14 protein-coding genes are annotated in these 18,881 nt (G+C 73.1%); 6 read left to right on the forward strand and 8 right to left on the reverse strand.

The features are described from left to right. Window positions 1-240: 240 nt before the first annotated feature. Window positions 241-1,152 (reverse strand): LysR substrate-binding domain-containing protein, encoded by a 912-nt coding sequence (locus ACWD3O_RS21530; RefSeq protein ID WP_451416972.1) that lies wholly within the window; start codon window positions 1,150-1,152, stop codon window positions 241-243. A 138-nt stretch (window positions 1,153-1,290) separates the two neighbouring features. Here ACWD3O_RS21530 and ACWD3O_RS21535 point away from each other — a divergent pair, with 138 nt between their 5' ends. Beyond that, on the forward strand, window positions 1,291-2,298 hold the full coding sequence (locus ACWD3O_RS21535) for an EamA family transporter (protein WP_451416973.1): 1,008 nt from the start codon (window positions 1,291-1,293) through the stop codon (window positions 2,296-2,298). Further along, window positions 2,219-2,863, forward strand: coding sequence for a GNAT family N-acetyltransferase (locus tag ACWD3O_RS21540; RefSeq protein ID WP_451416974.1), 645 nt, complete (start codon window positions 2,219-2,221; stop codon window positions 2,861-2,863). Before ACWD3O_RS21535 ends, ACWD3O_RS21540 begins: the two co-directional genes overlap by 80 nt. 332 nt (window positions 2,864-3,195) lie before the next feature. Here the strand turns inward: ACWD3O_RS21540 and rbsD are convergent, their stop codons facing one another. The 5 genes from rbsD to ACWD3O_RS21565 are packed head-to-tail and all read right to left on the reverse strand — an operon-like array spanning window position 3,196 to window position 9,053. Further along, window positions 3,196-3,582, reverse strand: a complete 387-nt coding sequence (gene rbsD, locus ACWD3O_RS21545; RefSeq protein ID WP_451411981.1) for a D-ribose pyranase — start codon at window positions 3,580-3,582, stop codon at window positions 3,196-3,198. After that, entirely contained in the window at window positions 3,579-4,487 is a 909-nt protein-coding gene (locus ACWD3O_RS21550) for a ribokinase (protein ID WP_451416975.1), read from the reverse strand. Before ACWD3O_RS21550 ends, rbsD begins: the two co-directional genes overlap by 4 nt. Before the next feature lie 42 nt (window positions 4,488-4,529). Continuing rightward, complete coding sequence (locus ACWD3O_RS21555; protein WP_451416976.1) at window positions 4,530-6,482, reverse strand: ABC transporter permease/substrate-binding protein; 1,953 nt, start codon at window positions 6,480-6,482, stop codon at window positions 4,530-4,532. Then, window positions 6,472-8,022: a sugar ABC transporter ATP-binding protein gene (locus ACWD3O_RS21560; RefSeq protein ID WP_451416977.1), complete on the reverse strand. Its 1,551-nt coding sequence runs from the start codon at window positions 8,020-8,022 to the stop codon at window positions 6,472-6,474. Before ACWD3O_RS21560 ends, ACWD3O_RS21555 begins: the two co-directional genes overlap by 11 nt. Next, window positions 8,019-9,053 carry a LacI family DNA-binding transcriptional regulator gene (locus tag ACWD3O_RS21565; protein ID WP_451416978.1) on the reverse strand — a complete coding sequence of 345 codons (1,035 nt, stop codon included), beginning with the start codon at window positions 9,051-9,053 and terminating at the stop codon, window positions 8,019-8,021. The genes ACWD3O_RS21560 and ACWD3O_RS21565 overlap by 4 nt, the downstream gene beginning before the upstream one ends. A 175-nt stretch (window positions 9,054-9,228) precedes the next feature. Between ACWD3O_RS21565 and ACWD3O_RS21570 the strand changes: the two genes are divergently transcribed. The 3 genes from ACWD3O_RS21570 to ACWD3O_RS21580 all read left to right on the forward strand — a co-directional run bounded on the left by ACWD3O_RS21570 (window position 9,229) and on the right by ACWD3O_RS21580 (window position 13,543). Then, entirely contained in the window at window positions 9,229-9,660 is a 432-nt protein-coding gene (locus ACWD3O_RS21570; RefSeq protein ID WP_451416979.1) for a DoxX family protein, read from the forward strand. A gap of 108 nt (window positions 9,661-9,768) precedes the next feature. Next, on the forward strand, window positions 9,769-12,033 hold the full coding sequence (gene recD2 / locus ACWD3O_RS21575; protein ID WP_451416980.1) for an SF1B family DNA helicase RecD2: 2,265 nt from the start codon (window positions 9,769-9,771) through the stop codon (window positions 12,031-12,033). Between the two features lie 217 nt (window positions 12,034-12,250). Then, complete coding sequence (locus ACWD3O_RS21580; RefSeq protein ID WP_451411974.1) at window positions 12,251-13,543, forward strand: citrate synthase; 1,293 nt, start codon at window positions 12,251-12,253, stop codon at window positions 13,541-13,543. Between the two features lie 690 nt (window positions 13,544-14,233). On the opposite strand, the gene ACWD3O_RS21585 is transcribed toward ACWD3O_RS21580, so the two are convergent. Further along, on the reverse strand, window positions 14,234-16,540 hold the full coding sequence (locus ACWD3O_RS21585) for a heavy metal translocating P-type ATPase (RefSeq protein ID WP_451416981.1): 2,307 nt from the start codon (window positions 16,538-16,540) through the stop codon (window positions 14,234-14,236). A 37-nt stretch (window positions 16,541-16,577) separates the two neighbouring features. Further along, window positions 16,578-16,817 (reverse strand): heavy-metal-associated domain-containing protein, encoded by a 240-nt coding sequence (locus ACWD3O_RS21590; RefSeq protein ID WP_451411972.1) that lies wholly within the window; start codon window positions 16,815-16,817, stop codon window positions 16,578-16,580. Between the two features lie 152 nt (window positions 16,818-16,969). Between ACWD3O_RS21590 and ACWD3O_RS21595 the strand changes: the two genes are divergently transcribed. Beyond that, entirely contained in the window at window positions 16,970-18,472 is a 1,503-nt protein-coding gene (locus ACWD3O_RS21595) for a CoA-acylating methylmalonate-semialdehyde dehydrogenase (RefSeq protein WP_451416982.1), read from the forward strand. Window positions 18,473-18,881: the final 409 nt, after the last annotated feature.

Below are 18,881 nucleotides of genomic sequence, written 5' to 3' on the forward strand. Positions count from 1 at the left end.
GAAGGAAACTGCCGAGGGGTCACGAATATCGGGGAAGTTTCTTTCGGTCAAGAGCGACGACCGCACCGGATGCCGTCCGGTGGCCCGTCACCGGCGCCGTGGAGGGGGGTGGCGCCGGTGACGGCCGCGGCTGCCGGCCGCAGGCGGAGGGGAGGGGAGAAACCGGCCCCCACAGGTGGCCGGTCGACCGCTCTGCGGTGACTCGTCCGGCAGTACGGCCCTTGGACGCGCCGGCCCGCTTCACGGTTCCCCGGCGATCCGTCCCCAGCGGGCCCGCAGCGTCCGCACCGTCTCGGCCACGGCCGGACGCCGGGCCGCCTCCTCCCGCCACACGGCGTACAGCCGCCGCACCGGCACCGGCTCCATCGGCACCGTCACCACCTCCTCGGGCAGCGGCCCGCGGCCCAGCCGGGGTATCACCGCCACGCCCAGACCCGCCGCCACCAGCGCGACCAGCGTGGGGTTCTCGTCCGCGGTGTGCACCACCCGCGGCTCGTGCCCGGCCGCGCGCATGGTCCGCACCAGCCAGTCGTGGCAGACCCGCCCCGGCGGCTGGCACACCCACGGCTCACCGGCCAGTTCCTCGCGCCGCACCACGTCGCGGCCGGCCAGCCGGTGCCCCCGCGGCACCATCAGGTCGCTGCGGTCCTCACCGATGCGCTGCCGGGCCAGCCCGGGCGGCAGGGCCATCGGCGCGACGTCCCAGTCGTGGGACACCGCCAGGTCCACGGCGCCCTTGGCCACCATCCCCACCGAGAGGTGCGGGTCCACCTCGCTCAGCCGGACGTCCAGCGCCGGGTGCCCCGCCGCCAGGTCGGCCAGCACCCCCGGCATCAGCCCGCGGGCCGCCGACGGGAAGGCGGCGATCGTCAGCCGCCCCGCCGGCTCCCCGCGCCGCGACTCCAGCTCCGCCTCCGCGCGCTCCACGATGCCCAGCAGTTCGCGCGCGGTCTCCGCGAGCCGCCGCGCCTCCTCGGTGAGCCGCACCCCGCGGCCCCGCCGCTCCAGGAGCAACGTGCGGGTCTCCCGTTCCAGCTTGGCGATCTGCTGGGACACCGCCGACGGCGTGTAACCCAGCGACTCCGCCGCCGCGTTGACGGTCCCGTGCACGGCGACCGCGTGCAGGGCGCGCAGCCGTTGCAGATCGAGCATGGCCCGGTCCCCTCCGATCCGATCCGGATCTCATTCGATCCGTGGCGCTATCCGTGCGTCATCATGCAGTATCGCTACATCCACGGGTGCAGCAATCATCGCTGGTGCTTCACGGTCCCGGCGGCGGATCCTCGATCCATGCGACCTACTCATCTCCTCCTGGCCGTGTGCGTCGCGGCGACCTGGGGCGTCAACTTCGTGGTCATCGAGATAGGCCTCGACCACTTCCCCCCGCTGCTGCTGTCCGCGCTGCGGTTCCTCCTCGCCGCCCTCCCGGCCGTCTTCCTCGTCGGGCGGCCGAAGGTCGCGTGGAAGTGGATCGTGGGCGTGGGGCTCGCCCTGGGCGTGGCCAAGTTCGGCCTGGTCTTCGTCGGCATGGACCAGGGCATGCCCGCCGGGCTCACCTCGCTGGTCCTGCAGGTCCAGGCCGTCTTCACCGCCCTGTTCGCCTTCGCCGTGCTCGGCGAGCGGCTCACCGGACCGCGGGTGGCCGGCATGGCCGTGGCGGTGGCCGGGATCGTGGTGGCCGCCGTCGACGAGGGCGGCACGGGGCCGCTGCACGCCTTCGCCCTGGTGATCCTCGGCGGCGCCTGCTGGGGCGTCTCCAACGTCCTCACCCGCAAGGCGTCCCCGCCGGACGCGCTCAACTTCATGGTCTGGGTGAGCACCGTGCCGGTGCTGCCGCTGCTGGCCCTGTCCCTGCTCACCGAGGGCGCCGACCGCGACCTGGCAGCCCTGCGCGCCCTGGACGGGGAGGGCGTCGCCGTCATCCTCTTCATCGCCTGGGTCAGCACCGTCTTCGGCTTCGGCGCCTGGGGATGGCTGATCAAGCGCCACCCGGCGTCCACCGTGGCCCCGTTCTCCCTGCTGGTCCCGGTCTTCGGCATGGCCTCCGCCTGGCTCCTGCTGGACGAGGAGGTCGGTCCGCTGCGCTGGGCGGCCGCGGCGCTGCTGGTGACGGGCGTCGCCATGACCTCGCTGTCCCGCCCGGGCGGGAAACCCGTCGCCGGCGGGCCGGGCGGTACGGCAGACTCCGTGCCGCGCACCCCGACGAAGGAGGACCCGGATGGGACGGCTGCCGACCGCGCCGCCGTTGGAGGGCTCGCGGGTACGGCTGGAGCCGCTGCACCCGCGTCACGCGGCTGACCTGGCCGTGGCGGCGGAGGAGGACCGGTCCGCCTACACCTACACCTGGGTCCCCCGCGCCGACGAGGTCGCGGACTACATCGCCACCCGGCGGGGGCAGGCCGAGGAGGGGACGGTGGCGCCCTACGCCCAGATCTCCCTGGCCACCGGCCGGGCCGTCGGCTGCACCTCCTTCTGCGCCCCGCGCTCCTGGCGTTCCCCGGAACGGCTGGACGCGGTCGAGGTCGGCTGGACCTGGCTGGGCCGCTCCGCGCAGGGGACGGGCATCAACACCGAGGCCAAGCTGCTGCTCTTCCGGCAGGCGTTCGAGGGGTGGGACGTGCGGCGGGTGGACCTGCTCACCGACGCCCGCAACGCGCGGTCGCGCGCCGCGATGGAACGGGTGGGGGCGCGGCCCGAAGGAGTGCTGCGGGGATGGGGCGTCTCCCGGGTCACGGGGGAGGAGGGCCGGCTGCGCGACACGGCGGTCCACGCGGTCCTCGCGGAGGACTGGCCGGGCGTCCGGGGGCGGCTCGAAAAAATCTTGTCCGACCGTACAACCCTTGCGCCACCTCGCCGGTCTTAGTCGGCGTCAGAAGTTGTGGAGAGGGTTCCGGGGGGATCCGGGGGGATCGGTGGCTTCTGGCGGGGGGAACGAGGGGGCCCGGTCCACAGGACCGGGCCCCCTCGAACGTTCCCCACGCCGGCCGGACAGGCGCCGGACAGCCCTAGGGCCCGTCCGGCGGATCATGCACGTGGGTCGCGGGGCCTGGCACGCACGTCTGCGGCGTTGTCGTCACTCGACGACGCTCCGCGTCGCCTCCCTCCTCCGCCTTGCAGCCGCACGCACCAGGCCCCGCTCAAGCGGCGTGTGAAGCGAACCCGGCGGCGAGAACGGCATGATCCGCCGGACAGGCCCTAGAAGAACACCCCGCACCGCAGGAGGACGTTGGCGTACGGCGCCGCCTCGCCGGTGCGCACCACCAGCCGCGCACCGGCCGACAGGACCTTCAGTTCCTCGTGGGGGACCGTCCGCAGTCCCGGCAGGCCCGCCAGCAGTGCCGCGGCCGCCGGGTTGGCGTCCCGCACCTCGTCCGCCGCGACCGCGCCCTCCACGACCAGTTCCTCGAGCAGCCCGTCCAGCACCGTCGCGAAGGACGGCACCCCGGCCCGGAACGCCAGGTCCACCACCCGCGGGCCCGCCGGGATGGGCATGCCGGCGTCGCAGACCAGCACCTGGTCGGTGTGGCCCAGCTCCGCGAGCGCGCCCGCGAGGTGACGGTTCAGGATCCCGGACCGCTTCACAGCGCCGCGACCTCCTCCGCCGTCGGGTACGACGCCTGGGCGCCCTCCTTCGTCACGGCCGCCGCGCCGACCCGCGCCGCGTAGCCCGCCGCGACCGGCAGCGGCTCGCCGAGCCCCAGCCGCCAGGCCAGCGCCGCGGTGAACGCGTCGCCCGCCCCGGTCGTGTCCACGGCGTCCACCCGCACCGACGGCACCCGCACCGGCTCCGCGCCGGCCTCCGCCGTCACCGCGCCCTCGGCGCCCAAGGTGATCACCACCGAGCGCGGGCCAAGCGCCAGCAGCGCGGCGGCCCACTCCTCGGGGGTGTCCCCGAGCGCCGAGGCGCCGGCGATCACCCGCGCCTCGTGCTCGTTCACGATCAACGGGTCGCAGGCGGACAGCAGCCCGGCCGGAAGCTCCCGCGGCGGCGACGGGTTCAGCACGAACCGGGTCCCGGGCGCCAGCAGGCGGACCACCTCGGTGACCGTCTCCAGCGGGATCTCCAGCTGCGCGGAGACCACCGCCGCCGACCGCAGCACCCGCTCGGCGGCGGCCCGGGCGTCCTCGGGCGTCAGCCGCCCGTTGGCGCCGGGCGACACCACGATGCTGTTGTCGCCGGACGGGTCCACGGTGATCAGCGCGACGCCGGTGGGCGCCCCGCCGGCCGCCACCGCGGAGGTGTCGACGCCGGAGCCGGACAGCGACTCCAGCAGCAGCCGCCCGTGCGGGTCGTCGCCGACCCGCGCCACCAGCGCGGTGCGCGCCCCCAGCCGGGCGGCGGCGACCGCCTGGTTGGCGCCCTTGCCGCCCGGATGGACGGCCAGGTCGGAACCGAGCACCGTCTCTCCCGCGGCGGGCCGCCGCTCGACACCGATCACCAGGTCGGCGTTGGCCGACCCGACGACCACCAGGTCGTAGTCGTGCATGTCGCGTTCCTCGTCTTCCCTCGTCTTCCTCGCCCGGACCCGTCAGCCGCCGAACGAGCCGACGTTCTGCTCGGTGACGACCTTCACCGGGACCTTCACCAGGTCCTCGAGGTCCTTGCCCTCGGCCGCCGCCAGCGCGTTGCGCACCGCGATCTTCCCGAGCTCGGTGGGCTGCTGGGCGACCGAGGCGTACAGCGTGCCCGCCTCGACGGCCTTCAGACCGTCCGGCGTGCCGTCGAAGCCGACGACCTGGACCTGCTTGCCGGCCCTGGAGCCGAGCGCCTTGGCGGCGCCCAGCGCCATCTCGTCGTTCTCGGCGAACACGCCGTCGACGTCCGGATGGGCCTGCAGCAGGTTGGTCATGACGTCCAGACCCTTGGTGCGGTCGAAGTCCGCGGGCTGCTTGGCGACCACCTCGATGCCGGGGAACTCCTTCAGGCCCTCGGCGAAGCCCTGGCCGCGCTCACGGCTGGCGGAGGTGCCGGCCTGCCCCTGCAGGATCACGATGCGGCCCTCGCCGCCCAGCTTCTTGCCCAGCGCGCGGGCCGCCAGCCGGCCGCCCTCGACGTTGTCGGAGGCCACCAGGGTGTCGATCTCCGCCTTGTTGACGCCGCGGTCCACCGCGACCACCGGGATGTCCGCCTGGTTGGCGGAGCGCACCGACGGGCCGGCCGCGTCCGAGTCGACCGGGTTGACCACGATGGTCGACAGGCCGGAACTGGTGAAGTTCTGCAGCTGGTTGGCCTGCTGCGAGGCGTCGTTCTGCGCGTCGGTGACGGTCAGGTCGACGCCGAGGCGCTTCGCCTCCTGCTCGGCGCCCTGACGGATCTGCACGAAGAACGGGTTGTTCAGGGTGGAGAGCGACAGGCCCACCTTCCGCTGGGCCGCCGAGTCGGAGTCCTTGTGCAGGAAGGACATCGAGGCCACCACCGCGATCGCGACCACGGCCGCCAGCAGGTAGGTCAGCGCCTGCTTGCCGCGGTTGCCGCCGCCCGCCGGGGAGGCGGCGGCCGGGGTGGCGCCCGCCTTGCGTCGGACGGTGTCCAGCAGGACGGCGAGCGCGATGACCACGCCGATCACGACCTGCTGCCAGAAGGCGGAGACGGACAGCAGGTTGAGGCCGTTGCGGAGCACCGCCAGGATCAGCGCGCCGATCAGGGTGCCGGAGGCCTTGCCGACGCCGCCGGCCAGCGAGGCGCCGCCGATGACCACCGCGGCGATCGCGTCCAGCTCGTAGCCCTGTGCGGCCTGCGGCTGCGCCGAGGACAGGCGCGAGGCCAGCACGATGCCCGCCGCGGCGGCGAACAGGCCGGAGAGGGCGTAGATCGCCAGCTTCTGCTTCTTGACCTTCAGGCCGGACAGCCGCGCGGCCTCCTCGTTGCCGCCGATGGCGTACATCGAGCGGCCGATGTAGGTGCGGCCCAGGATCAGCGCCGTGATCAGGCCGAGGACGACCATGACCAGGACCGGCACCGGCAGCCAGCCGCCGAGGGTGTCACCGAGGTGGGAGACCGACTCCGGGAAGGCGATCGGGGAGCCCTGCGAGATCACCAGCGACAGACCGCGGGCGATCGACAGCATCGCCAGGGTGGCGATGAACGGCGGCAGCTTCCCGTAGGAGATCAGCACACCGTTGACGAAACCGCAGGCCAGACCGGTGGCGACGGCGAGGATCACGGCGATCCAGACCGGCACCCCCTCGGAGGTCGCCATCCACGCCAGCACGGTCGCCGACAGCGCGGCGACCGAGCCGACCGACAGGTCGATGCCCGCCGAGACGATCACGAAGGTCACACCGAACGCCAGGATGGCGGTGACCGCCGCCTGGACGCCCACGTTGAGCAGGTTGTCCGCCGTCAGGAAGTCGCCGGACAGCGCCGACATGGCGACGACCAGCACGATCAGCGCGGTCAGCGCGCCGTTGTCGAGAAGAATGCGGCGCAGGCCGCCGGCGCCACCCGCGCCCGGCTTGCTCTTGAGCGTGTCAGTGGCCACGGGGGGCCTTCCCTTCCTCGTCGCCGGCCTCGTCGCCGGGGGTGTTCGTGGACTGCGTGGTGACGGCCAGCGCCATCACCGTGTCCTGGGTCGCCTCGTCGGCGGGCAGTTCGCCCGCGATCCGGCCCTGGGCCATCACCAGCACCCGGTCGCTCATGCCGAGCACCTCGGGCAGGTCGCTGGAGACCATGAGGACCGCCGCGCCGGCGGCCGTGAGTTCGTTGATCAGCTGGTAGATCTCGACCTTGGCGCCCACGTCGATGCCGCGGGTGGGCTCGTCGAGGATCAGCACCCGGGTGTCGGCGAGCAGCCACTTGCCGATGACGACCTTCTGCTGGTTGCCGCCGGAGAGCGTGCGCACCTGCTGGTCGAGGCCGGCCATCCGGACGCCGAGCTGCTCGGCGATCCGCCCGGCGGCCTGCCGCTGCCCCCTGCGGTCCACCAGGCCCGCCTTCGTCGACGACCGCAGGGTGACCAGGCCCAGGTTCTCCGCCACGGAGGCGTCCAGCACCAGGCCCTGGCCCTTGCGGTCCTCGGGGACCAGGCCGATCCCGGCGTCCAGCGCCGCGTTGACGTCGTGGCGGCGCAGCGCCCGGCCGGCCACCGTCACCGTGCCCGCGTCGTAGTGGTCGGCGCCGAAGACGGCCCGCACCACCTCGGTGCGGCCCGCGCCGACCAGCCCGGCGATGCCGACGACCTCGCCGGCCCGGACCTCGAACGAGACGTCGTGGAAGACGCCGTCCCGGGTCAGCCCCTCCACCCGCAGCAGCGCCTCGCCGGCCGCTGCGCGCTCGCGCGGGTACTGCTGCTCGATGGAGCGGCCCACCATCAGGCGGACCAGCTCGTCCTCCGGGGTGGAGGCCGGCACCTGGCCGACGCTGCGGCCGTCGCGGATGACGGTGACGCGGTCGCCGAGGGCGGCGATCTCCTCCAGGTGGTGGGTGATGAAGACGACGCCCACACCGTCCTCGCGCAGCCGGCGGACGATCGAGAACAGCTTCTCGACCTCCTCCGAGGTGAGCACGGCGGTCGGCTCGTCCATGATCAGCACGCGCGCGTCCAGGCTGAGCGCCTTGGCGATCTCCACCATCTGCAGCCGGGCGATGCCGAGTTCCCGCACCCGGGCGCGCGGCGACACCGGCACCCCGACCCGCTCCAGCAGCTTCGCGGCCTCGGCCTCCATCGTCCGGCGGTCGATCATGCCGAACCGGCGGGGCTGGCGGCCAAGGAAGATGTTCTCGGCCACCGTCAGGTCCGGGACCAGGTTGAACTCCTGGTAGATGGTGGCGATGCCGAGCTTCTCGGCGTCCTGCGCGCCGCCGATCACGACCTCCCGGCCGTCGACCAGGATCCGGCCCTCGTCGGGACGGTGGGCGCCGGAGAGCGTCTTGATCAGCGTGCTCTTGCCCGCGCCGTTCTCGCCGAGCAGCACATGAACCTCGCCGCGCCGCAGGTCGAAGTCGACGCCGTCGAGCGCGACCACGCCGGGGAAGGCCTTGCGCACTCCTTCGATGCGCAGCAACTCTTGCGTGTCGCTCACGGGTTGCTCCTCTCCTGGGGATGGGCCCCGCCGTCCTCGCCGCAGGAGCGGCGTACGACGAGCCGGGCGGGGAGGGTGACGGACCGGGCGGCCCGCCCCTCGATGCGGTCGACCAGGGCGCGCACGGCGGCGCGGCCGAGTTCGCCGGTCGGCTGGGCGATCGCGGTGACCGCGGGGTCCGTGTGCACGAACCACGGGATGTCGTCGAACGCCGCCAGCGCGATGTCGTGCGGCACCCGCAGCCCGCGCGCCCGCACGGCGTCCAGGGCGCCGAGCGCCATCAGGTTGTCGGCGGCGAACACGGCCTCGGGCGGCTCGGGGAGGTCGAGGAACCGCTCGGTGGCGCGGCGTCCGCTCTCCGCCTGGAAGTCGCCCTGGCCGATGTAGGCGTCGGGCAGCTCCAGGCCGAGGGCCGCCAGCGCGCCGCGGAACGCCTCGACCCGCTCGCTGCCGGTGGTGGTGGCCGCGGGGCCCGCGATGATCGCGAGCCGGCGGTGACCGAGGCGGTGGAGGTGGGCGACCAGGTCCCGCACCGCCTCCCGCCCGTCCGACCGGACCACGGGGACGTCCACGTCCTCCGCGCCGGGGATCCAGCGGTCCACGAAGACCACCGGGGTCCCGGCCCGTGCCGTGTCCAGCACCAGCGGGCCGCCGCCGTCGGTGGGGGAGACCAGCAGGCCGTCGATCCGGCGGTCCAGGAGGGTCCCGATGTGGTGGTCCTGCAGGTCGGGGCGCTCGTCGGCGTTGCCGATGATCACGCTGTAGCCGAGCGCGCGGGCCTCCTCCTCCACGGCGCGCGCCAGCTCCGTGAAGTACGGGTTGAGCACGTCGCTGATGACCAGCCCGAGGGTGCGGGTCTGGTCGGTGCGCAGGGACCGGGCGACGGCGTTGGGCCGGTACCCCAGCTCCTCCACCGCCGCCAGCACCCGGGCGCGGGCCTCCTCGCTCACCGAGGGGTGCCGGTTGAGCGCGCGCGACACGGTGGCGACGGAGACGCCGGCGTGTGCGGCGACGTCCTTGATACCGGGCATCCGCGGATTCCACCTCCTTGTGGAAACGTTTACACGGGTGATTGGAAACGATTACACGGCCGGCCGGCAAGACCCTGGGGGGCTTTGTGACGCAGCTCGCTCATGTGAGCACTGATGATCATCGGCGAGCGGCGCGTAGCATCGCCGGATCACGCCGCCTTCCGAGGAGAACGCGATGTCCCGCTCCCGCTCCGGCTCCCGCCAGGGTTCCGGCTCCGGCTCCCGCCCCCGTTCCGGCTCCCGGTCCCGCTCCGGGTCCCCGCTCGCCCTCGCCGCGCTCCTCGCGACGGCCGGCGCGGCCCACTTCGCGAAGCCGCGCGTCTTCGACGGGATCGTGCCCCGCGGTCTGCCCGGCTCTCCGCGGACCTGGACGTACGCCAGCGGCGTCGTCGAACTCGCCCTGGCGGCAGGGCTCGTGGCGCCGCGCACCCGGCGGACGGCGGCCCTGGCGGCCGGGGCCTTCTTCGTCGGCGTCCTCCCCGCCAACGTGAAGATGGCCTACGACTGGCGCCACCGCCCCGCTCCGATGAAGGCCGCCGCCTACGGCCGCCTGCCCCTCCAGGCGCCGCTCGTTCTGTGGGCACGGGACGTCGCCCGGAAGAGCTGACCGCCCGACCGCCCGACTGCCCGACTGCCCGCCTGACCGCCCGCCCGTTCCGCCCGGGGTTTTCCACAGGCCCACGGCGCTGTCCCCGGGCGGCGGTAACGTCGGACCATGGCAACTCCGCCCGCCCCCAAGCGCGCCGTGGTCGAAGGCGTCCTCGAACGCGTCACGTACGCCAACGAGGAGAACGGCTACACCGTCGCCCGTGTCGACACCGGCCGCGGTTCCGGCCCGGGCGAGCTGCTGACCGTCGTCGGCGCCCTCCTGGGCGCCCAGGTGGGCGAGTCGCTCCGCATGGAGGGCCGCTGGGGCTCCCACCCCCAGTACGGCAAGCAGTTCCACGTGGAGAACTACACGACCGTCCTCCCCGCCACGGTCCAGGGCATCCGCCGCTACCTCGGCTCGGGCCTGGTCAAGGGCATCGGCCCCGTCTTCGCCGACCGCATCACCCGGCACTTCGGCCTGGACACCCTCACGGTGATCGAGGAGGAGCCGGAGCGCCTGATCGAGGTCCCCGGCCTCGGCCCCAAGCGCACGCGGCGGATAGCCGCCGCCTGGGAGGAGCAGAAGGCGATCAAGGAGGTGATGCTCTTCCTGCAGAGCGTCGAGGTCTCCACCTCCATCGCCGTGCGGATCTACAAGAAGTACGGCGACGCCTCCATCTCCGTGGTGAAGAACCAGCCCTACCGCCTGGCCGCCGACGTCTGGGGCATCGGCTTCCTCACCGCGGACAAGATCGCCCGATCCGTGGGCATACCCCACGACAGCCCGGAGCGGGTCAAGGCCGGCCTCCAGTACGCGCTCTCCCAGTCCGCCGACCAGGGCAACTGCTTCCTCCCCGAGGAGCGCCTGATCGCCGACGCGGTCAAGCTGCTCCAGGTGGACACCGGCCTGGTCATCGAGTGCCTGGCGGAGCTGGCCGAGCCCGGGCCGGACGGCGAGGAGCCGGGCGTGATCCGCGAGAAGGTCCCGGGCCCGGAGGACGGCACCGCCGCCGGCCTCGTCACCGGCGTCTACCTGGTCCCGTTCCACCGCGCCGAGCAGGCCCTCGCCTCCCGCCTGCTGCGGCTGCTGCGCACCGAGGACGACCGGATGCCGTGGTTCCGCGAGGTCGACTGGGCCAAGGCGCTCGGCTGGCTGCGCACCCGCACCGGCGCGGACCTGGCGCCCGAGCAGGAGGCGGCGGTCCGCCTGGCGCTGACCGAGAAGGTCGCCGTGCTGACCGGCGGACCCGGCTGCGGCAAGTCGTTCACGGTCCGTTCCATCGTGGAGCTGGCCCGTGCCAAGCAGGCCAAGGTGGTGCTGGCCGCGCCCACCGGCCGGGCCGCCAAGCGGCTCGCCGAGCTCACCGGCGCCGAGGCCTCCACGGTCCACCGGCTGCTGGAGCTCAAGCCCGGCGGGGACGCCGCCTACGACCAGGACCGCCCGCTCGACGCCGACCTGGTCGTCGTCGACGAGGCCTCCATGCTGGACCTGCTGCTCGCCAACAAGCTGGTGAAGGCCGTCGCCCCCGGCGCCCACCTGCTGTTCGTGGGGGACGTCGACCAGCTGCCCAGCGTCGGCGCCGGCGAGGTCCTGCGGGACCTGCTGGCCGTCGGCGGCCCGCTGCCCTCGGTGCGCCTGACCAAGGTGTTCCGCCAGGCCCAGCAGTCCGGCGTGGTCACCAACGCGCACCGGATCAACGCCGGGCAGCACCCGCTCACCGAAGGCCTGAAGGACTTCTTCCTCTTCGTCGAGGAGGACACCGAGGCCGCGGGCCGCCTCACCGTCGACGTGGCCGCCCGCCGCATCCCCGCCCGCTTCGGCCTGGACCCCCGCCGCGACGTCCAGGTCCTCGCCCCCATGCACCGCGGACCGGCCGGCGCGGGGGCGCTCAACGGACTCCTGCAGCAGGCGGTCACCCCCGCCCGCCCGGACCTCGCCGAGAAGCGGTTCGGCGGCCGGGTCTTCCGTGTGGGGGACAAAGTGACCCAGATCCGCAACAATTATGACAAAGGGAAGAACGGCGTCTTCAACGGCACGGTCGGCGTGGTCACCTCGCTCGATGCGGACGAGCAGCGGCTGACGGTGCTCACCGACGAGGACGAGGAGGTGCCCTACGACTTCGACGAGCTCGACGAACTGGCCCACGCCTACGCGGTCACCATCCACCGCTCGCAGGGCAGCGAGTATCCGGCGGTGGTGATCCCGGTGACCACGGGCGCCTGGATGATGCTCCAGCGGAACCTGCTCTACACGGCGGTGACCCGGGCCAAGAGGCTCGTCGTCCTCGTTGGCTCCCGCAAAGCCCTCGGTCAGGCGGTGCGCACGGTGTCGGCCGGGCGGCGCTGCACGGCGCTGGATTTCCGGCTCTCGGGTCCCCGGTCGCCGGTGTGAGGATTCGGTTCGATAAAAATGATCGATCAAATGGGTCGCAAAGGTCACAGTGGCCTTCCGCAACTCGCCCGGGACGGGCAGGATGAACAGGTTGACGGCACTGAGTGCCGCCAGTGGGCCCGATGGTCGACCCCGAGTGCACTCTCCAGAGCCAGTTGGGGGAAGGTAGAGGCGTCAGGGCACCTCGAAGATGAGGACTAGGTCGGTGAGGGAAGACGTGAGCGACAACTCTGTAGTACTGCGGTACGGCGACGGCGAGTACACCTACCCGGTGGTCGGCAGCACCGTCGGTGACAAGGGCTTCGACATCGCGAAGCTCCGGGCTCAGACCGGTCTGGTGACCCTGGACAGCGGATACGGCAACACCGCCGCGTACAAATCCGCCATCACCTATCTGGACGGTGAGCAGGGCATCCTGCGGTACCGCGGGTACCCGATCGAGCAGCTGGCCGAGCGGTCCACCTTCCTGGAGGTCGCCTACCTGCTGATCAACGGTGAGCTCCCCACGGTCGACGAGCTCACCACGTTCAAGAACGAGATCACGCAGCACACCCTGCTGCACGAGGACGTCAAGAACTTCTTCCGCGGCTTCCCGCGGGACGCCCACCCGATGGCGATGCTGTCCTCGGTGGTCTCCGCGCTGTCCAGCTTCTACCAGGACAGCCACAACCCGTTCGACGAGAAGCAGCGGCACCTCTCCACGATCCGCCTGCTCGCCAAGCTCCCGACGATCGCGGCCCACGCCTACAAGAAGTCGGTCGGCCACCCGTTCGTCTACCCGCGCAACGACCTCGGCTACGTCGAGAACTTCCTGCGCATGACGTTCTCCGTGCCGGCGGAGGAGTACGAGCTCGACCCGGTCGTGGTCTCCGCCCTCGACAAGCTGCTGATCCTGCACGCGGACCACGAGCAGAACTGCTCCACCTCCACGGTCCGCCTGGTCGGCTCCTCGCAGGCGAACATGTTCGCGTCGATCTCGGCCGGCATCAGCGCCCTGTGGGGCCCGCTGCACGGTGGCGCCAACCAGTCGGTGCTGGAGATGCTCGAGGGCATCCAGGCCAACGGCGGCGACGTCGACGCCTTCATCCGCAAGGTGAAGAACAAGGAGGACGGCGTCCGCCTGATGGGCTTCGGCCACCGGGTGTACAAGTCCTTCGACCCGCGCGCCAAGATCATCAAGGCCGCGGCGCACGACGTCCTCTCGGCCCTCGGCAAGTCCGACGAGCTGCTGGACATCGCGCTGAAGCTCGAGGAGCACGCGCTCTCCGACGACTACTTCGTCTCCCGCAACCTGTACCCGAACGTGGACTTCTACACGGGTCTGATCTACCGGGCGATGGGCTTCCCGACCGAGATGTTCACCGTGCTCTTCGCGCTGGGCCGCCTGCCGGGCTGGATCGCGCAGTGGCACGAGATGATCAAGGAGCCGGGTTCCCGCATCGGCCGCCCGCGCCAGATCTACACGGGCATCGTCGAGCGCGACTTCGTCCCCGTGGAGGAGCGCGGCTGACCTCGGTCGCCCCACGCCTCACAGGAGCCGCCCCGGCCTCGCCGGGGCGGCTCCGCCGCGTTCGGTCGCTCGGGGCGGAAGACGGGCATCGGGGCGGAAGACGGAAAGACGAAGGGCGCCCTGCCGCCGGTCCCCCCACGGGCCGACGTACAGGGCGCCCTTCTGTGCCCCGGAGCGGATTCCCCCCACGGGATCCGGGCCCGGGCGTCTGTGGGCAGCGCCTGAATCGCTGCGTACGCCGCCGGTGGCGGCGAGCGGTGTGCGGTCTGCCGGGACCCGCACCGTCGGGGGGGCCGCTCAAAGCTCCCCGGTTGCGCGTGCCCCGGCAACGCAGCTCCGGAGCCGTCCCCCAAGACGACCCCGCAGTTACCGGCAACACCCCCCAAGATGCTCCCGGTAACCGCCAACTTAGACCCTTGACTGCCGCCAAGGGTTACGTTGACTGCACTGTGATCTGCATCTCGTGCGGCTTCCTCGCCACGACGCACGACCGGCGTCGGGCCGGGCGGTGCCGATTGAAGATGTCGCGTGAGACTTGTGAAGAGCTTATGTGAGGAACCGGGGGCAGATCCAGAGGACGACGGATTTGCCACAAGACCTTTTCCGGCCACGCGAGAGGGCCGTCGGGCCCGGGCGGTCGGCCCGGGCCCGACGGCCCTCTCGCACACGGTCCGGCGTCTCCCCGACGGCTCAGCGGAAGGCCCGCAGCCGCAGGCTGTTGGTGACCACGAAGACCGAGGAGAAGGCCATCGCGCCGCCCGCGATCACCGGGTTCAGCAGCCCGGCCGCCGCCAGCGGCAGCGCCGCCACGTTGTAGCCGAAGGCCCAGAACAGGTTGCCCTTGATGGTGGCCAGGGTCCGGCGCGAGAGCCGGATCGCGTCCGCCGCCACCCTCAGGTCGCCCCGCACCAGCGTCAGGTCGCCCGCCTCGATCGCCGCGTCCGTCCCGGTGCCCATCGCCAGGCCCAGGTCCGCCGCGGCCAGCGCCGCCGCGTCGTTGACGCCGTCGCCCACCATGGCCACCGTGCGCCCCTCGGACTGCAGCCGGCGCACCGCCGCCACCTTGTCCTCGGGCAGGACCTCCGCGATCACGTCGGCCTCGTCCCCGATGCCCACCGCGCGGGCCACCGAGGCGGCCGCCCGCCGGTTGTCCCCGGTCAGCAGCACCGGCCGCAGCCCCAGGCGGCGCAGTTCGGTCACCGCCTCGGCGCTGGTCGCCTTCACCGTGTCGGCCACCGCCAGCACCCCGCGCGGGGCGCCGTCCCAGGAGACCACCACTGCGGTGCGCCCGGCGTCCTCCGCGGCGTCCTTGGCCCGCGCCAGCGCCGGCGGCAGCTCCACCGCCGCGCCGTCCGCCGTGAGCCGTCCGACGGTCACCTCGTGACCCTCCACGCGACCGCGCACGCCCCGGCCGGGCAGGTTGACGAAGTCCTCCACGGCGGGCAGCGCGCCCACCCGCTCCTCGGCCCCCGCGGCGATCGCCCGGGCCACCGGGTGCTCGGACGCGTGCTCCACCGCGCCCGCCAGGCGCAGCAGCAGCCGCTCCTCGACGCCCTCGGCGGCGTGCGCCTCGTGGAGCGTCATCGCGCCGGTGGTGACCGTGCCGGTCTTGTCCAGCACCACGGTGTCCACCCGGCGGGTCGACTCCAGCACCTCCGGGCCCTTGATCAGGATCCCCAGCTGGGCACCGCGCCCGGTGCCCACCATCAGCGCCGTCGGGGTGGCCAGGCCCAGCGCGCAGGGGCAGGCGATGATCAGCACCGCCACCGCGGCGGTGAACGCGGCCGTGACGTCGCCGTCCAGCAGCAGCCAGGCGGTGAGCGTGCCCAGGGCGATCAGCAGCACCACCGGCACGAAGACGCCCGATATCCGGTCGGCCAGCCGCTGCACCTCCGCCTTGCCGCTCTGCGCCTCCTCGACCAGCTTCGCCATCCGGGCCAGCCGGGTGTCCGAGCCGACCCGGGTGGCCTCGACGACCAGCCGCCCGCCCGCGTTGACGGTGGCGCCGGTGACCGGGTCGCCCACCGAGACGTCCACCGGCGCGGACTCGCCGGTCAGCAGCGAGGCGTCGACGGCGGAGGACCCCTCCACCACCACGCCGTCGGTGGCCACCTTCTCGCCGGGCCGCACCACGAACCGGTCGCCGGGTGCGAGCGCGTCGACCGGGATCCGCACCTCGCGGCCGTCCCGGAGCACCGCGACGTCCTTGGCGCCCAGCTCCATCAGCGCCCGCAGGGCCGCCCCGGCGCGCCGCTTGGAGCGCGCCTCCAGCCAGCGGCCCAGCAGGATCAGCGCCGTGACCCCGGCGGCCACCTCGAGGTAGAGGGTGCCCGAGGCCTCACCGCGGGAGACGGTCAGGGTGAACGCGTGGCGCATCCCGGGCATCCCGGCGTCACCGAGGAAGAGGGCCCAGAGCGACCAGCCGAAGGCGGCCAGGGTGCCCAGCGAGACCAGCGTGTCCATGGTGGCCGCGCCGTGCCTGGCGTTGGTCCAGGCGGCGCGGTGGAACGGCAGGGCGCCCCACACCACGACCGGGGCGGCCAGGGTGAGGGACAGCCACTGCCAGTTGTCGAACTGCAGGGCGGGGATCATCGCCAGCAGCACGACGGGCAGTCCGAGGACCGCGGAGACCGTGAACCGGGTCCGCAGCGCCGTCACCTCGGGGTCGTCGTCCTGGACGGCGTCCTCCCCGGTGGCGGCGCCGCCCGGCCGGACGGTCTCCGCGGGCGCGGGCGGCGGAGGGGGCTCGGCGGTGTACCCGGTCTTCACCACGGTGGCGACCAGGTCGTCGACCGATACCCCCTCGGGGTAGGAGACCCGCGCCTTTTCGGTGGCGTAGTTGACCGTCGCCTCGACGCCTTCCATCCGGTTGAGTTTCTTCTCGATCCGGGCGGCGCACGAGGCGCAGGTCATGCCGCCGATCAGCAGCTCGACCTCGGCGCGCGGCGCGTCCGCGGCCGGATCCGCCGTCCCGGTCGTGGTGACGGTGCTGGACATTCGGGCCTCCTGGTGGGTGACGGGGGGTTCGCAGGGGTCAGGCGAGGCCGGCGTACTCGAACCCGGCCTCGTCGACGGCGGCGCGGACGGCGTCCTCCTCCAGCGGGGCGGCCGAGACCACGGTGACCTCCCCGGCCGAGGCGACGGCCTTCACCGACCGCACGCCCGGGATCTGGGAGACCTCGCCCGAGACGGAGCCCTCGCAGTGGCCGCAGCTCATGCCGGTCACCTTGTAGACGGTGGTGACGGCGCCCTGGGTGTCGGTCGACTGGGTCATGTCGTTACTCCTGATCGAAGAGATGGACCGGTTGTCCACCGGTACCCAGACTATACCCCCTGGGGGTATGTCTCCAAGAAGTCTCCGTCGACAGGGCGTGTCCGGGCTGCTGGACTGGTCGGGCAAGCGGTCGACCGCGAAGGAGTTGAGGCATGACCAGGACCCTCCCTCACTGGATCGGCGGCAAGGCCGTCGAGGGCACCTCGGGGACCTACGGCCCGGTCACCGACCCCGCCACCGGCGCCGTCACCACCCGGGTCCCCCTCGCCTCGGTGCGGGAGGTGGACGCCGCCGTCGCCGCCGCCCGGGAGGCGTTCACCACCTGGGGCCGCTCCTCACTGGCCACCCGCACCACCGTCCTCTTCGCGTTCCGCGCCCTGGTCGACGCCCACCGCGAGGAACTCGCCCGGCTGATCACCGCCGAGCACGGCAAGGTCCACTCCGACGCCCTCGGCGAGGTCGCCCGCGGCCTGGAGATCATCGACCTGGCCTGCGGCATCCCCGTCCAGCTCAAGGGCGAGCTGTCCACCGAGGTGGCGAGCCGGGTGGACGTGGCCGCGATCCGGCAGCCGCTGGGCGTGGTGGCCGGCATCACGCCGTTCAACTTCCCCGCCATGGTGCCGATGTGGATGTTCCCCATCGCCGTCGCCTGTGGGAACACCTTCGTCCTCAAGCCCTCCGAGAAGGACCCCTCGGCCTCCGTCCGGATCGCCGAACTCCTCGCCGAGGCGGGCCTCCCGGACGGCGTCCTCAACGTCGTCCACGGCGACGGGACCGCCGTGGACCGCCTGCTGGAGCACCCGGACGTGCAGGCCGTCTCCTTCGTCGGCTCCACCCCCGTCGCCCGGCACATCCACACCACCGCCTCCGCCCACGGCAAGCGCGTCCAGGCCCTCGGCGGCGCCAAGAACCACATGCTGGTGCTGCCCGACGCCGACCTGGACGCCGCCGCCGACGCCGCGGTCTCCGCCGCGTACGGCTCGGCGGGGGAGCGGTGCATGGCGATCTCCGCGGTGGTCGCGGTCGGCGGCATCGGCGACGAGCTGGTGCGGCGCATCCGCGAGCGGGCCGAGAAGGTCGTGATCGGCCCCGGCCACGACCCGGTCTCCGAGATGGGCCCGCTCATCACCCGCGCCCACCGGGACAAGGTCGCCTCCTACGTCCGGGGCGCCGCCGCGCAGGGCGCCGAGGTCGTCCTGGACGGCACCGGCTTCACCGTCGAGGGCTACGAGGACGGCCACTGGATCGGCATCTCGCTGCTCGACCGGGTCCCGGTCACCGCCGACGCCTACCGCGACGAGATCTTCGGCCCCGTGCTCTGCGTGCTGCGCGCCGACACCTACGAGGAGGGCCTGGCCCTGATCAACTCCTCGCCCTTCGGCAACGGCACGGCGATCTTCACGCGGGACGGTGGCGCGGCCCGGCGCTTCCAGCTCGAGGTCCAGGCCGGCATGGTCGGGGTCAACGTCCCCATCCCGGTGCCGGTCGGCTACCACTCGTTCGGCGGCTGGAAGGACTCCCTCTTCGGCGGCCACCACGTCTACGGCAACGACGGCACGCACTTCTACACCCGCGGCAAGGTCGTCACCACCCGCTGGCCCGACCCCGCCGACACCCCCACCGGCGTCAACCTCGGCTTCCCCCACCACCACTGACCCCACCACCACTGACCCCACCCGACCCCGCACGGGGCACCGGCGTCCTCCCCTTGCGGCCATCGTGCCGCTGGGCACTGGGCACTGGGCACTGGGCGCTGGGCGCTGGGGGAGGGGCGGGCGCAGGCCGGTGCGTACACACGCTGCGGCCGGCGCACCTGTGCCTCGGTCCCTCCGGAAGGAGGCGCGGCGGGTCGGGGGAGCAAGGCGGTGCCGTCCGCCGGGGCTGTGCCCCCGCCGCGCTGTGGCGAGGCCGCGTGCCTCCGGCAAGGTCGGCCCACCCGTGGCGGTGCGAGCCGCCCGCCGGGGGTGAAGGCGCGTGGCGACGCACCGCGCACAGGGCCGGCGATCCGATCCCGCCGGGTGCCTGTGCGGAGGCGAGCGCAGCCACAGGTGCCGCACACGCGCG

The sequence above is a fragment of the Streptomyces sp. NPDC002640 genome, from assembly GCF_053592575.1.